Annotated in this window: 13 protein-coding genes; 3 read left to right on the top strand and 10 right to left on the bottom strand. The window is 72.5% G+C overall.

Annotated elements, in window-relative coordinates:
* Positions 1-12: 12 nt before the first annotated feature.
* The 8 genes from M1L60_RS31755 to M1L60_RS31720 all read right to left on the bottom strand — a co-directional run bounded on the left by M1L60_RS31755 (position 13) and on the right by M1L60_RS31720 (position 8,412).
* Positions 13-486: an NUDIX domain-containing protein gene (locus tag M1L60_RS31755; RefSeq protein WP_253241231.1), complete on the bottom strand. Its 474-nt coding sequence runs from the start codon at positions 484-486 to the stop codon at positions 13-15.
* A 141-nt stretch (positions 487-627) separates the two neighbouring features.
* Positions 628-1,032 carry an MDR/zinc-dependent alcohol dehydrogenase-like family protein gene (locus tag M1L60_RS31750; RefSeq protein ID WP_253241230.1) on the bottom strand — a complete coding sequence of 135 codons (405 nt, stop codon included), beginning with the start codon at positions 1,030-1,032 and terminating at the stop codon, positions 628-630.
* A gap of 10 nt (positions 1,033-1,042) precedes the next feature.
* Complete coding sequence (locus M1L60_RS31745) at positions 1,043-2,281, bottom strand: MFS transporter (protein WP_253241229.1); 1,239 nt, start codon at positions 2,279-2,281, stop codon at positions 1,043-1,045.
* A gap of 9 nt (positions 2,282-2,290) precedes the next feature.
* Entirely contained in the window at positions 2,291-3,376 is a 1,086-nt protein-coding gene (locus M1L60_RS31740; RefSeq protein ID WP_253241228.1) for a tetratricopeptide repeat protein, read from the bottom strand.
* A gap of 802 nt (positions 3,377-4,178) precedes the next feature.
* Positions 4,179-4,319 (bottom strand): hypothetical protein, encoded by a 141-nt coding sequence (locus tag M1L60_RS31735; protein ID WP_253241227.1) that lies wholly within the window; start codon positions 4,317-4,319, stop codon positions 4,179-4,181.
* Positions 4,320-4,355: 36 nt separating this feature from the next.
* A complete protein-coding gene (locus M1L60_RS31730) occupies positions 4,356-5,765 on the bottom strand; it encodes a glycoside hydrolase family 43 protein (RefSeq protein WP_253241226.1) in 1,410 nt (469 codons plus the stop codon).
* Positions 5,762-7,201, bottom strand: coding sequence for a glycoside hydrolase (locus M1L60_RS31725; RefSeq protein ID WP_253241225.1), 1,440 nt, complete (start codon positions 7,199-7,201; stop codon positions 5,762-5,764). Before M1L60_RS31725 ends, M1L60_RS31730 begins: the two co-directional genes overlap by 4 nt.
* 149 nt (positions 7,202-7,350) lie before the next feature.
* Positions 7,351-8,412, bottom strand: a complete 1,062-nt coding sequence (locus M1L60_RS31720; protein WP_253241224.1) for a COG1361 family protein — start codon at positions 8,410-8,412, stop codon at positions 7,351-7,353.
* Between the two features lie 62 nt (positions 8,413-8,474).
* On the opposite strand from M1L60_RS31720, the gene M1L60_RS31715 reads away from it, so the two are divergent.
* Entirely contained in the window at positions 8,475-10,115 is a 1,641-nt protein-coding gene (locus M1L60_RS31715) for a DEAD/DEAH box helicase (RefSeq protein ID WP_253241223.1), read from the top strand.
* Between the two features lies 1 nt (position 10,116).
* Here the strand turns inward: M1L60_RS31715 and M1L60_RS31710 are convergent, their stop codons facing one another.
* The gene (locus M1L60_RS31710; RefSeq protein ID WP_253241222.1) at positions 10,117-11,085 is read right to left on the bottom strand and encodes a helix-turn-helix transcriptional regulator; all 969 of its coding nucleotides are present in this window, start codon (positions 11,083-11,085) and stop codon (positions 10,117-10,119) included.
* Between the two features lie 51 nt (positions 11,086-11,136).
* A complete protein-coding gene (locus tag M1L60_RS31705; protein WP_253241221.1) occupies positions 11,137-12,504 on the bottom strand; it encodes a tetratricopeptide repeat protein in 1,368 nt (455 codons plus the stop codon).
* A gap of 319 nt (positions 12,505-12,823) precedes the next feature.
* On the opposite strand from M1L60_RS31705, the gene M1L60_RS31700 reads away from it, so the two are divergent.
* On the top strand, positions 12,824-13,537 hold the full coding sequence (locus M1L60_RS31700; protein ID WP_253241220.1) for a hypothetical protein: 714 nt from the start codon (positions 12,824-12,826) through the stop codon (positions 13,535-13,537).
* Between the two features lie 4 nt (positions 13,538-13,541).
* Entirely contained in the window at positions 13,542-13,832 is a 291-nt protein-coding gene (locus M1L60_RS31695) for a hypothetical protein (RefSeq protein WP_253241219.1), read from the top strand.
* The last annotated feature ends 34 nt before the right edge of the window (positions 13,833-13,866 follow it).

Genomic DNA, 13,866 nt, shown 5'->3' with positions numbered 1-13,866 from the left:
GCGCGCCCCGGGTCAGGTTTTCGGGTGTCCGTCTTCGAGGTAGACCACTGTGCCCTCATCGCGGGCGCGGACCGTCGCGAGGATGCGGCGGGCGAGCAGCTCGGGCAAGCGCTCGGCCGCCTCCTGCTCGTCGCACCACGCCCAGCTACGCAATTCATCCGGTGGCAGTTGAATCTGGCCGGCCTGATCGGCGGTGAGGGCGCCGCCGTCGAACAGCAGCATCACGCCTTCGGTGCGGCTCGGCTGCGGCGGCACCCAGTCGACGGACAGCAACCTGCCCGGCCGCAGGTCCAGGCCGAGCTCCTCTTTCATCTCGCGCATCACTGCCGCGTACGGTGATTCGTCCGCCTCGACCACCCCGCCGGGGATCTCCCAGTAGTCCTTGTAGGTCGGCTCGACCAGCAGCACCCGGCCGCGATCGTCGGACAGCAGCGCCCCCGCACCCATCCGCTTGCGCGGCAACGTGCCCGTGAAGTCGTCGGTCATGACGCCAAGGTAGTTGGGCGCGGCCCGCGTCCCGCGCGAGCTGGCTCACGCCGTCGAGGAGGGCGCGCAGCCCGCGGCCCGCGCGCGTGCTCCGGCCACCGGAGAGGGCGCGCGGGGACCAGAAGGCTCGCGGGGAGTGAGTCAGGCCGGCGTGATGACCACCTTCAGGGCGGAGTGGGAGGCGGCGTTGCCGAAGACGTCGTACGCCTCGTCCATCTGGTCGAACGTGAACTTGTGGGTGCCCATCTTCTCGGCCGGGATGCGGCCGCTCGCGACCATGGTGAGCAGGGTGGGGATCGAGACCGTGTCGACCAGGCCCATGGTCAGGCGGATGTTTTTGATCCACATGTCCTGCATGGGGAGTTCGACCGGCACGCCGTGGACGCCGATGTTGGAGATCGTGCCGCCCGGGCGGACCAGCGACGCGGCCGTCAGCAGCGTCTCCGGGTCGACCCGCACGACCGCATCGGCCGGCTCCACGATCGTCGCGTCGGGAACGTCCTCCCAGGCCTTCTGGCCGGGGCCGTGATAGACGAGTGCCTTCATGCGGCCGACGTTAACGGCGGGGGAGGGGCCCGGCCGTCGCATTATGGGACGGCCGTCGTTGCCACGCGAGCACGGGGATCAGCAGCAGGGCGAGCAGGCCGCCGATCAGGGACAGCGTGGCGAAGCTGGTGGCCTCGGTGACGACGGCCGACGCCGCGCCGGATCCCGCACCGGACAGGGCGATGAGCACGTCGACCGAGCCCTGGGTCTTGGCCCGGGTGGCCGGCTCGGTCGACTCGACGATCAGCGTGGTCCCGCTGATCAAACCGAAGTTCCAGCCCAGCCCGAGCAGCACCAGCGCCACGGTCAGCCCGGTCATCGAGTCGCCGGGCGCGAGAGCGGCCACGGTCCCGGCCGCGAGCAGGGTGACGGCCGCGGCGACGGCCACCGGGCGGCTGCCGATCCGGTCGACCAGCCCCCCGGTGACCAGCGAGGGCAGGAACATCGCGGCGATGTGCAGGCTGATGACGACGCCGATCTGCCCGAGGCTCTGGTGGTGGTGCCGCATGTGGACCGGGGTCATCGTCATGATCGCGACCATGGCGACCTGGGTCAGCACCATGACGGTGGCCCCGACCACCACGCCCTTGTCGAGCCGCGGCGTGGGACCGTCGCCGGCGGCGACCGGGACGGCCAGCCGCTGGGCGACCAGGTAGGGGTCGGGCCGCAGGAACACGAACAGCACCAGCCCGGCGATGGCGAAGGCCACCGCGGCCAGTACGAAGGGTCCGGTCAGAGGGGGCAGGCCGACCGAGACGGCGAAGTCGCCCAGCAGGTCGACCGACAGCGGACCGCCGACCGCGCCCGCCGTCGTGGACACCAGCGCGATCGACACCGCCGTGGCCCGCCGGCCGGGCGGCGCGAGATCGGTGCCGGCGTAGCGGGCCTGCAGGTTGGTGGCCGTGCCGGCGCCGTAGACGAACAGCGACACGAACAGCAGCACCGGCCGGTCGGCCACGGCCGCGGTCACGATGCCGACCGCGCCGAGCGAACCGGCCGCGAACCCGGCGGCCAGCCCGCCCCGGCGTCCGGAGCGCTGGGTGAGCCGGCCCACGGTGAACGCGGTCAGCGCCGACCCGAGGGTGAACAGCGCGGTCGGCAGCCCGGCCAGGTTGTCGTTGCCGAGCATGTCCTGGGCCAGCAGCGCGCCGACGGTGACGCCCGCGGCCAGCCCCGCGCCCCCGAACACCTGCGAGACGACGACCACGACCAGCGACCGCCGATACAGCGCGTGTTGATCCTGATCCATGCCGCCACCCTACGACCGGTCGAGCAGCGGGCGGATCTGCTCGGCCTCGGGGACGCCCAGATCCTCGTACAGGGAAAGGGCCTGCTTGAAGTGGAGCCGGGCCGCCGTCTCGTCGTCGAGGGCGCGGTGGGCGTGGCCGAGGCCGGCGGCCGCGCGCGCCTGCTGGTAGCGGTTCTCGATCTCGGTCGCGATGGCGTGGGCGCGGGTGAAGTGGTCGAGGGCGGGCCGCCCGGCCTTCAGCGCGACCTCGCCGAGGCCGTTGGACGAGAAGGCCAGCCCCTCCTGGCTGCCGATCTCGCGGAACAGGGCCAGGGCCTGCTCGAAGTAGCCGGCCGCCTCGTCCAGGTCGTTCAGGTGCGTGTGCAGCATGCCGAGGCTGTCGAGCGCGCTGCCCTCGCCCAGCCGGTTGTGCAGGCGGCGGCGCAGGATCAAGCATTGGCCGAGGTGTTCGCGGGCCTGCTCGTAGCGGCCGGCGCGCATCTCGATGTTGCCGAGGACATCCAGCGCGTACCCCTCGCCGTGCTCGTGGCCCACCCGACGGGCCTGGGCCAGCCCCTGCAGACCGGCCTCCATGGCCTCGTCGGTGTGGCCCAGCCGGTCGAGCGCGATGGCCAGGCTGCCCAGGACGGTGGTCACGTTGGTCTCGTCGCCGGCCTCGCGATAGCACGCGAGGGACTCGCGCAGCAGGTCGGCCGAGGCCTGGAAGCGGCTCGCCCGTTCCTCGATGGCGGCCAGGCTGAACAGGGCGCGGCCCTCGTTACGGGGGTGGCCGATCCGGCGCCAGAGGTCGAGGGCCCGCCGCAGGTGGTCGGCGGCCAGGTCGTCCTGCTCGGCATACAGGTACGAGATGCCGAGGTTGGTCAGGGCGGCGGCCTGCCCGGCGAGGTCCTCGCTGCCGAGGGCGGCGGCATAGGCATTTTTGTACGCGGTGAGGGCCTCACTGTGATGGCCGCCGCCGATGAGATACCGGAACAGCACGCCCGACAACCGGGTCGTGTGCGCGGGCCAGCCGTGGGTGGCAGTGTGCACGGCCACCGCGACCAGCGTGTGCCGTTCCGAGTCGAGCCACGCCACGGGCGCCCCGGGGCTGGTCACGTCGGGAGTGGGCCAACCGGTCGGCTCGATCGTGGGGTGCAGGTGGGCCTCGGCCGGGTGCAGGGCGTTGATGGCGGCCGCGGTGGTGGCCAGATAGTGGTCGAACAGCCGGGTCTGCGCGGCCCGGCGGGCGGCCGGCGGGTCCTCGTCGCGGGCCCGGGAGTCGGCGTACGCGCGGACCAGGTCGTGGAACGTGTACCGGCCGGGCGCGGTCTCTTGCAGCAGGTGGTCGCGGCACAGGTGGGCCAGGGCCTCCCGCGCGGCGGCCAGTTCGCAGTCGGCCAGCGCGGCCGCCGCGTACGCGTCGAACTCCTGCCCGGGGTGCAGCGAGGCGAGCCGCAGCAGGTGTTGCCGCGCGGCCGGCAGGTGCCGGTAGGACAGTCGCAGGGCGAGCTCGACGCCGGTGTCGAGCTCGCCGCTCGTCGTGGCGTTCGTCGAGCCGCCGCGGAACCGGTCAAGCGCCCACTGTGCCGCAACAGCCGCTTCAACACAGGCGCCAGCCGCAGATCGCCGTACACGTCGGCGACCGCCGCATCGAGCCGGAACCCTCCAGCCATACCCCGAAATCTAGGGGGGCCACTCGCATCAATCAACAGCCCCGACATCCGCCGATCACCCCGAAAGTCAAGGGCCGGACGTCGTGGCGGGGTGGTGGGTTCAGACCGTCGCTCACGCCGAGGGCGCGGACGGGGCGAGCTGGCCGCCGGCGCGTCCAGGACGCTCACCCCGTCCGCGCGACGTGCGTAAGTGGTCGCGCTTGAACCCGCGCGGCTCCCGGTCCGGAGAGCCGGCACCGGTCCGTCTATTGGGCGGCCGGCGGCTTGACGCCGATGGCGGGGAGGTCGCAGGCGGCCCGGGCGTGGGTGTCCATCGACCGGGCCGGGCTCAGCAACCCGGTCGTCGCGCCGCCCATCAGGCTGGTGAGCTGGTCGGAGAGCTGCACGGTCCCCTCCATCGGCCGCCGGCCCGGGGGCTTGAGTCAGTTGGTCACGCGGAAAGTGGCGTCGGCGCGGGCGGTGGTGTCGGTGATGGGGTCGAGGCGCAGCAGGTAGTTGCTGTGGCGCAGGTAGCGGTCGGGGTAGTTGTACGACTGGAAGGAGCTCCACGAGCTGTCGGCCAGGCCGGCCACCCGGCGGAACGTGGCGTCGCCGGCGAAGGCGGCCGTGCCGTCGGGGGCGGCCAGCTGGAAGTCGAAGCCGTAGTGGCGCAGGTATTCGCCCGGGTAGTTGACCGACTCGAACGACACCGTGCCGGTTCCGCCGGCCAGGCCGGGCACCAGGCGGAACTGGGCGTCCTGGGCGGGGCTGACGTTGGCGTCGATCCGGACGTCGTGGTTGACGTGCCGGACGTACCTGTCCTGGAAGTTGTAGGACTGCAGCCGGTTGGACGCTGTCCCGGACCAGCGGGCCAGCACCCGGGTCTGCTCGGCCGCCGTCAGAGGTAGCACCGAGCCGTGCCGTTTGCGCAGGCCACCCAGGTCGTACGAGCCGGTGGCGGGGATCCGGAAGCTGCCGGGGCTCGCCGGGTTCGTCGTCAGCACCGGCAGGTAGCCGCGGCCCGAGGAGTACTGGTCGAGGTAGAGCGCCCACTCCGCCCGGTCGTTGAACGGCATCCACATCGGGCCCTCGACCTGGGCCCCGGTGAGCCCGATGCCGGCCAGGTTGCCCAGCGTGGTCCACGTACCCAGAATGCTGTTGCTGCCCTCGAGGGTGATCTGGCCGTCGCCCGAGGCGCGCACGTAGCGGTAGGGGCCGGTCGGCACCTCGACGATCTGGGTGTCGATGATCTCCTGGCTGCCGGGGCGGGTGATGTACGGCTGCGGCGTGGTGATGCTGCGGAAATCGGCGGTGCGCGCGGCGTAGATGCGGTGCTTGGTCACGCCGTTGAGCGGCACGTTCGTCGCCCAGTACAGGACGTAGTCGTTGGTGGCCGGATTCCACACGGCCTCCGGCGCCCACGCGTTGCGGCCGTCGGGGATGGCGCCGGCCACGTCGAGCAGCCACGGCGCCGACCACGTGACCAGGTCGGTGGACGTCCAGACGACCAGGTTGCGGCTGCCGTTGCCGATCGCCGTGCCCCAGTCCTGGCCGCAGCCGATGCACAGGTCGGTCGCGATCATCCAGTAGCGGTCCCCGGCCGGTGACCGCACGAGCGCGGGATCGCGGACGCCTCGGGTGCCGACCGTCGTGCGCAGGACGGGGCTGCCGTTGTTGAGGTCGGTCCAGCGCAGCCCGTCCGTGCTGTGGGCGACATAGATCTGCTGACCGTTCGACGATTCGCCGGTGAAGTGGGCCATCAGATAGCCGGCGTAGGGCCCGGCCGCGACGGCGGGGGAGGGGACCGCCCACGACGCGATCAGCAGGAGGGCGAGGACGCGGACCGGCTTCATGCGTTCACTCCGGAGATCTCGATGGTCTGGACCGACGCGGCCGGGAAGGGGACGGCGACCGATTTGCCGTTGAGGGCGAGGTCGGTACGCCGGACATAGCGGTCACTGCCGCCGGGCACCGTCGTCCAGCGGGCCACACCGCCGCCGACCGTGCCGAAGGCCGAAAGATCAAAGGTGAGCGTCTGGGCCGCGCCGCTGTTGACGGCCACGATCACCAGTCGCCGGGCATTCGCGTCGTACGCGGCGGCCGCACTGCCGTTGCCCGTGTTCAGGATGCGCATGCCGGGCCGGATGTGCCGCGTGAACTGAGCCAGCACCCAGAACTTGGGTTCGACGGGCCCGGGAGTCCGTGTATTACCGTCGTACCGTATGACACCCCACCCGGCCGTCGGATCCATCACCTGCCAGTAGACCCAGGCCGTGGGGTGCAGCCACGTCCAGTCGAGGCAGAGATTCTTGGCCATGGTGAGCCCGGTGCCGTCACCGTCACCCGTCTCCGAGTTCCACAAGACCTTCCCGGCCGTACGCACGTCGTCGTACAGCAGATCGCGCCGCCCACCGCCGCCCTGGTAGCCGTGGACGTTGACCTGCCGGACCAGCGCCCGGGTGGCCGCGTCGAAGCTGTTCCAGGTCGCTCGGGCCAGGTCGTAGCTGGTCTCGTCGGAGGCCGAGAGCGCGACGTCGGTCAGCCCCTGCGCGTCGAGCTCGGTGCGCAGGTGGGCCAGCACCGTGCGCTGGATCCCGGCGTCGATGTGGCAGCCCTCCTGCGTGCCGGTCGCCGTCCACCAGGCCGAGGACGGCTCGTTGAACGGGTCGACCGTCCGGAACCGCACGCCCCAGCTGTCCCGGGCCCGCCGGGCGACCACGGCCAGGTGCCGGGCGTGCTGGGCGTAGTTCCAGGACTGCAGGTTGTTCCCGCCCCCGGCCGCGCCGGACGGGTTGTGGTTGAGGCACATCCACCACATCGGCGAGTTGGCGAACAGTTCGGTGATCGCACCGCGCTGCACGGCCTTGGTCAAGGCGGCCCGTTGGACGGCGTCGGCGTTCCAGTTCCAGGCCGACGAGGTGGGGTCGGGATTGCGCCAGTCCTGCCAGAAGCCCTCGATCTGCTTGAACGACGGGATGTTGGGCGAGGCCACCATGGCGCTGCCCTCGACCGTGTTGCGGCTGCACGCGCCCAGGTTGTAGCGGGCGATGGTCAGGCCGAGACCGGGCAGCGCGGTGCCGTTGTAGGTGACCGTGCGGTCGGTGAAGAACAGGTCGGCGAAGTCGTCGCGCGCGCCGAAGACGGTGGCCCACCAGGCCAGCGATGTGCCCCAGCCCTGCCAGGCGCCGAAGTCGGCGGCGGGCCGGATCGCGATGGTGGCGTCGTCGTCCAGCGCCAGCCCGGCCGCCGTGGCCGCGGCCCCACCGAGAAGAACTCTCCTGGTGACCATGGGCCCTCCTCGGAGGTGAACGTTAACAAGCGATCCCTGAATAAGAACATCGACAAATCTCAATGTCAACGCACGCGCTGAGCGATTGGTGACCGCGCTGAGCGTTTGATGAGCGCGCCGAGCGGCTGGTCAATGTTCAGGCCGGTGGATCAGCGCGGCGCGCGACGTCGGCCGAATCGTAGGGCGGCGACGCCCGCCAGCAGAAGCACGGCTCCCACCAGGGCGATCGGTCCGGCGCCGGGGCCGGTGATCGGGAGGCCGCCACCGGCCCCGCCGGGCGCCGGCGTCGCGGTGGCAGTCGGCGACGGCGACGAACTTGGCGTCGGCGAAGCGGTCGGTGATGAGGTCGGCGAAGAAGCCGGTGGCGTGGTCGGCGCGACCGCGAACTGGATCGGGAAGGTGAGTTCGTTGTTGCCCGGGTCGACGGGCAAGGGCTGGTCGCGCACCTGAAGCCCGATCAACCCGCGCCGCCCGACCGTGCCCGCGTCGGCCCGCGTCGGCAGCACGTGCTCGAGCCGTATCTCGCCGCCCGCCGGCAGCGACCGGTCGACCTCGCAGGCCATCTCGCCGGGATCGCTGAAACACTCCACCCCCTCCTGCTCGACTCCGCCGCCGATGTACCAGCCCCCGTCGAACCATTCATGCAGCGTGAACGGCACCCCCGCGTCCGGCCCGAGGTTGCGCACGACCACCGTGTAGGTGATCGGCTTCCCCGCCTCGAGCACCCCGGTCGGCCCGTCCTCCACGCTGACCGCGAAGTCGGCGCCCCGCACCGGCACCGTGGCCAGCTTCCGGTTGATCTCCCCGCTCGCCGCGACCAGCGACAGCGGCTCGCCCGGAACGACGTCCGCCGCGACCCGCACCGTCGCCGTCCAGCTGAGCAACCCGTCCTCAGGGTGGTCCACGCTGCAAGTGACCACCTGGCCGTCGACGGCGCACGGCCCGGAGTTACGCCCGCCGTCGACCGTGTTCACCGCGCCCGGCGCCCCGGAGACATACGTGATCCCGGCAGGCAGTGTCAGCGCCACCGAGACGCCGAGCGGATCCGCCGCGCCCCCGGCCTGCACGGTGAACACCGCGGTCTGCCCGATGACGACCTGATCGGGCCCGCTCAGGTTCAGCGTCGGCCCCTCGGGAGCGGCCCCCGCGCCCAGCCCGGCCCCGCCTCCGAGCAGCAGTGCCGCCACCACGAGAAATCGATGAACGCCCATGGCGGCGCAGTATGGCACGGGGCCCGGAATCCCGGAAGATCCCGGCTCGTATCCTTGTCGGCATGGACGAAGACCTGGTCGAGTCCGAGGCTGGCTTCGCGGGATTGGGGCTTCGACCGGAGCTGCTGCGCGCGCTCCTGAGCCTCGGCTATGAAGAACCCACCCCGATTCAACGCGAGGCGATCCCCCCGGTGCTGGCCGGGCACGACCTGGTGGGCCAGGCGGCCACCGGCACCGGCAAGACCGCGGCGTTCGCCCTGCCCATCCTGCAGGCGCTGACCGCCGAGCGGACGGCGGGCCCGCAGGCGCTGGCCCTGGTGCCGACGCGCGAGCTGGCCGAGCAGGTCTCGCAGGCCGTGCACCGCTACGGGCGTGAGCTGAACGTGCGGGTGCTGCCGGTCTACGGCGGGCAGCCGATCGGGCGGCAGCTGCAGGCGTTGTCGCGCGGCGTGCAGGTCGTCGTGGGCACCCCGGGCCGCGTGCTCGACCACATCAGCCGCGGCACCCTCGATCTCAGCGACGTGCGCACGGTCGTGCTCGACGAGGCCGACGAGATGCTCGACATGGGCTTCGCCGAGGACATCGAGGCGATCCTGGCCGAGACCCCGGCCGAGCGCCAGACCGTGCTGTTCTCGGCCACCATGCCACCCCGGATCGACGCCATCGCCCGGCGTCATCTGCGCGAACCGGTGCGCATCCAGATGGCCCGCGAGGACGTCGCGCCCGGCGAGATGCCGTTGGTCCGCCAGAGTGCGTACGTCGTGGGCCGCCCGTACAAGGCGGCCGCGCTCGGCCGCATCCTCGATGTCGAGGCGCCGACGGCGGCGATCGTCTTCTGCCGTACGCGCGAGGAGGTCGACTCGGTCACCGAGGCGCTCAACGGCCGGGGCTACCGGGCCGAGGCGCTGCACGGCGGCATGAGCCAGGACCAGCGCGACCGGGTGATGGGCCGGCTGCGCGGCGGCAGCACGGAGCTGCTGGTGGCCACGGACGTCGCCGCCCGTGGGCTCGACGTCGAGCAGCTCACCCACGTGATCAACTTCAACGTGCCGTCGGCCCCCGAGGCGTACGTGCACCGGATCGGCCGGGTCGGCCGGGCCGGGCGCGAGGGCGTCGCGATCACCCTGGCCGAGCCCCGTGAGCAGCGCATGCTCAAGGCCATCGAGCGCCTGATCGGCCGCCGCATCCCGATCGAGCGGCTGCCCACGGTGACCGACCTGCGGGCGCGCCGGCTCGAACTGACCCGCGCGACGTTGCAGAACGCCCTCGAGGACGACGACCTCGAGCGGTTCCGCGTGGTGATCGACTCGCTGACCGACGACCACGACATCGAGACTGTCGCCCTGGCCGCGGTCAAGCTGCTGCACGAGGCGGCCGGGGGCGACGTCGACGAGGCCGAGATCCCGTCGCCCGCGCCGGCCCGCCGCGACAAGGAGACCCGGCAACGGCCCACCGACTCGGGAGTGACCCGCCTGTTCGTGGGTATCGGCCGCCGGGCCGGGCTGCGCCCGCAAGACCTGGTGGGCGCGATCGCCGGCGAGTCCGGCCTGCCCGCCCGCGACGTCGGCGCCATCCAGATCACCGACCGGTTCTCGCTGGTCGAGGTGCCCGACTCGGCGGCCGACCGGGTCATCAAGGCGCTGTCGCGGGCCACCATCCGCGGCCGCCGGCCCACGGTGCGACGGGAGCGCCCGAACCGCTGACTCACGTACGCAAGGTCTGGCTCGGTGGCCGCCCGAAGGCGGCGCGGTAGTAGCCGGCGAAGCGGCCCAGGTTGGGGAAGCCCCACCGGAACGCGATGTCGGCCACCGTGTCGCCGCCGGACGCGTCGGCCGCCTGCAGGTCGCGGTGGGCCAGTTCGAGCCGGTGGCGGCGCAGGTAACCGAGCGGGGTGACGTCGAGGTGCCGCCGGAAGCCGGTCTGCAGGGCCCGCACCCCGAGACCGGCGGCGGCCGCGATGTCGTCCACGGTGATCGGCTCGGCCGCGTTGGCCTCCAGATAAGCGACGGCCCGGCGGACCGCGGCCGGGGCCACGCGGCCCGCGCCGGCCACGTAACTCAGGGTCATGGTGGTGTTGGGGAAGACCGTCACCGCCGCCGTGGCCGCGGCCTCGATCGCGGCGGTCAGCATCATCGGCGCGATCCCGGGCGCGGCCAGCACGTCGGTGAGATAACCGGCGGTGGCCGTCCACAGCCGGTTGGCGGCCGGTGATACCGGGGTCATGGCGTCGAATCGGAAGTCGGGCGGGTCGACGCCGCTGCGGCCGGCGACCCGCCCGACCGCCTCGACCGGGATCTGGGCGGCCCGCAGACCCAACCGGTCCATGACGATGCTCAGATCCAGCCCGGGCGGCAGCAGCAGGGAGTCGCCGCTGCCGGCGCGGGCGCTCTGCCGCCCGGCGACCACATCGAACTGACCGGCCAGCACCGACACGACCAGGACCGTCTCGAACGGCTCGGTGGCGGCGGCCACGACGGCCCGGTAGCGGGCCTGCTCGACGGAGAGCCCGGCGGCCGCGGCCGACCGGGACCGGAACCGGAAGTCGTGCGGGTTACCCACCACCCGCGGGCAGTGATCGACATAGCGGCGGGACATGAGCGCCTGGAACTCGGCGATGTCCCGGCAGTCCGAGGTGGCGCGGGCGACCGTAACCTGGCTCGGTTCAGCAGACATCGCGACCTCCCCGCGCAGGCTACGACCTGAGCGGCGCTCAGCGAAGGCCTGTCAGCCGGACGGGTGACGGCCGAGTTCGGCCCGGATCTCGTCCGCTTCCGGCATGCCGAGGTCGAGATAGGAGGTCAGGGCCTGCTCGTAGTGCTCGCGGGCCCGGTCCGGGGCGCCGAGGGCTCGATGAGCGGCGCCGAGACCGGCGTGGGCCCGGGCGCTCTGGTCGAGCGTGCCCGCCTCGGCCGCGACCGCCTCGGCCGCGGTGTGGAACTCGATGGCGGCGTCGCCGCGGCCGGCCGCGCAGGCCGACTCGCCCAGCCCGTTCAGCGCGGCCGCCTCGCCCAGGCGGTAACCGCTCGTTCGGCTCATGCCCAGCACCCGCCGGAAGCACTCGCCGGCCCTCTCCGGACGGCCCAGCCGGGTGTGCAGGCGACCGAGGCTCTCCAGCGTGTCGGTCTCGCCGAGGCGGTTGCCGAGCTCCCGGAACAGGGCCAGGCACTGTTCGAGATGGACCTCGGCCTCGGCGTACCGGCCCGAGCGCATCTCGACCTCGCCCAGGCCGTTGAGCGCCCCGGCCTGGCCGACCCGGTGGCCGATCTCGCGGGTCAGGGCCAGGGCCTGCGTGAAGTGCTCGGTCGCGGCGTCGTAGCGGCCCGACTGGCCGGCCACATTGCCCAGGTTGCGCAGCGTCCCGGCCTCGCCGGTCCGGTTGCCGGCCCGCCGGTGCAGCACCCGGGCCCGCTGATAGTGCTCGGTGGCGGCCGGGAAGTCGCCGGCGCCCTCGGCCACCATGCCCAGGTTGTTCTGCGTACGAGCCAGACCGGTGACGTCGTCCAGTGGCTCGAACAGTTCGGCCGCGCGGTGCAGGTAGTCCCGGGCCGTGTCGTTCTTGCCGAGGTGGATGTGGGTGACTCCGAGGTCGGTCAGGGCGTGCCCCTGCCCGGCCCGATCCCCGGTGCGGACGGCCGCCTGCAGAGCGTGGCCGTGGACGACCAGGCCGTCGGTGTGGTGGCCGCCGTCGAAGTAGCGGAACAGCAGGCGCGACATCCGGGTCGTGTGCGACTCCCAGCCGTTGGCCGCGGTGAAGGCGGCCACCGCGATCAGGGTCGGGCGCTCGGTGTCGACCCACGTGCGGGCGTCGTCCGGGCCGGCCAGCTCGGGTACGTGGTGACCGTCCCGCTCGACCGGCGGCCGCAGGTACTTCTCGGCCGAATAGAGCAGGTCCATGGCGGCGGCCGCAGTGGCCAGGTAGTGGTCGAAGAGCTGGGTCAGGGCCGTGCGGCGCTCGGCCGGGCGTTCCTGGTCGGCGGCCATGACGGCGCTGTAGGCGCGGACGAGGTCGTGGAACGTGTAACGCCCCTCGCCGGCCGGCTGCAACAGGTGGTCCTGCCGCAGGGCGTGCAGGTCGGCCCGCGTGGTGTCCACATCGGCGCCGGCCAGGGCGGCCGCGGCGTACGCGTCGCCGGCTGGTGACCACGGTGAGGCAGCCCGGGGTGGCCGGCAACAACGGTGCGACCTGCTCCACGGTGGCGGCGTTGTCGAGCACGACCAGGGCCCGTACGCCGGAAAGCCTTTCCCGATAGGCCGCCGTGCGAGCGGCCAGACCGTGCGGCACCGGACCCGCCATCCCCAGTAGCCGCAGGAACCCGTCGAGCACCGCCGCCGGGTCGGCCGGCGGCTGGGCCGGATCCGGATCGAACCCGCGCAGGTTGACGAACAGCACTCGCTCGAACGGTTCCTGCTGGTGGAGCTGGTGCCCGGCGTGGATCGCGAGCTGCGTCTTGCCCACCCCGGCCATGCCCTCGAGGGCCGAGATCACGACGGTGTCGGCGCGGCGGGCGGCCGCCCGCAGGGCCTCGCGCAGCTGACCGAGCTCGCGGTCGCGCCCGGTGAACCCGATCAGGTCCTGCGGCAGCTTGTCGTGCACCCGCACCTGCGACACGGCCTCGATCTCGCCCCCGACCGACCGCAGGGCCCGGCGCCACCGCCCCACGTACTGCTCGTCCGGGTGCAGCACCCGGACCACGGCCAGCACCAGATCGGTGTCGAACCGCCGCCGCCCCGGCTGGAAGCAGTACGCGACCGTCGACCGCGACACCGGCTCGCCCCCGGCGGCGTTGACCCTTTCCTTGATCGTCTCGTACGAGAGATCACCGGCCCACGCCTTCAACCGCCGCAAGCCGGTGGCGAGATCGTCGAGCCCGTGGGCTGCCGCCGGGTCGGGCGGTGTTTGCTGCGGCATCGGCAACGCCGGCTCCCCAAGGTCAACGGCGTGTCCGAATTCGTGCGGACTTCCCCCACGCCAGGTATCGACGTCGAACACTTTACGCGGCGGTTCGATCACGGCGGGGGGCGTCGTGGCGGGCGGCCGTTGTCGGCCGGCGACCGGGTTGGGGGACCCGTTCGCCGAGCCGACCGTCAGGACGCTTCCGCTGTTCACCCGCCGGGTCCATCGTGACGCCATGACTATGAAGCGGCGTGATGTGCTGGCGGCCACCGGGATCGGACTGGTCGGCGGCTTGGTGGTTCCGGCCGGCGTGGGTGTGGAGGCGGCCGCGGCCGGTGGGCGGCGCCAGGGGGACGGCTGGGGGCCGGTTAAGCCGGCCGGCCAGGAGCTGGCCCTTCCGGACGGTTTCTCGTACCGGACGTTCGGCCGGGCCGGCAGCAAGATGAGCGACGGCCTGCCGACCCCGGGTTGTCACGACGGCCAGTACCCCGGCGTCATTTGCGTCATCACCGGCCGCCGGCGCTGAAACGCCTGTTCCGAAAACGGCGGGGGGACTGTCG

Origin of the sequence: Paractinoplanes aksuensis (assembly GCF_024137025.1) — a bacterium.
GTDB lineage: Bacteria > Actinomycetota > Actinomycetes > Mycobacteriales > Micromonosporaceae > Actinoplanes > Actinoplanes aksuensis.
This window is presented reverse-complemented; position numbering and strand designations above follow the sequence as displayed.

Coding starts and splice junctions, on each gene's coding strand:
- M1L60_RS31715 (WP_253241223.1), top strand. CDS start 8,475: ATGGACGAAGACCTGGTCGAGTCCGAGGCTGGCTTCGCGGGATTGGGG.
- M1L60_RS31755 (WP_253241231.1), bottom strand. CDS start 486: ATGACCGACGACTTCACGGGCACGTTGCCGCGCAAGCGGATGGGTGCG.
- M1L60_RS31695 (WP_253241219.1), top strand. CDS start 13,542: ATGACTATGAAGCGGCGTGATGTGCTGGCGGCCACCGGGATCGGACTG.
- M1L60_RS31745 (WP_253241229.1), bottom strand. CDS start 2,281: ATGGATCAGGATCAACACGCGCTGTATCGGCGGTCGCTGGTCGTGGTC.
- M1L60_RS31725 (WP_253241225.1), bottom strand. CDS start 7,201: ATGGTCACCAGGAGAGTTCTTCTCGGTGGGGCCGCGGCCACGGCGGCC.
- M1L60_RS31730 (WP_253241226.1), bottom strand. CDS start 5,765: ATGAAGCCGGTCCGCGTCCTCGCCCTCCTGCTGATCGCGTCGTGGGCG.
- M1L60_RS31710 (WP_253241222.1), bottom strand. CDS start 11,085: ATGTCTGCTGAACCGAGCCAGGTTACGGTCGCCCGCGCCACCTCGGAC.
- M1L60_RS31750 (WP_253241230.1), bottom strand. CDS start 1,032: ATGAAGGCACTCGTCTATCACGGCCCCGGCCAGAAGGCCTGGGAGGAC.
- M1L60_RS31720 (WP_253241224.1), bottom strand. CDS start 8,412: ATGGGCGTTCATCGATTTCTCGTGGTGGCGGCACTGCTGCTCGGAGGC.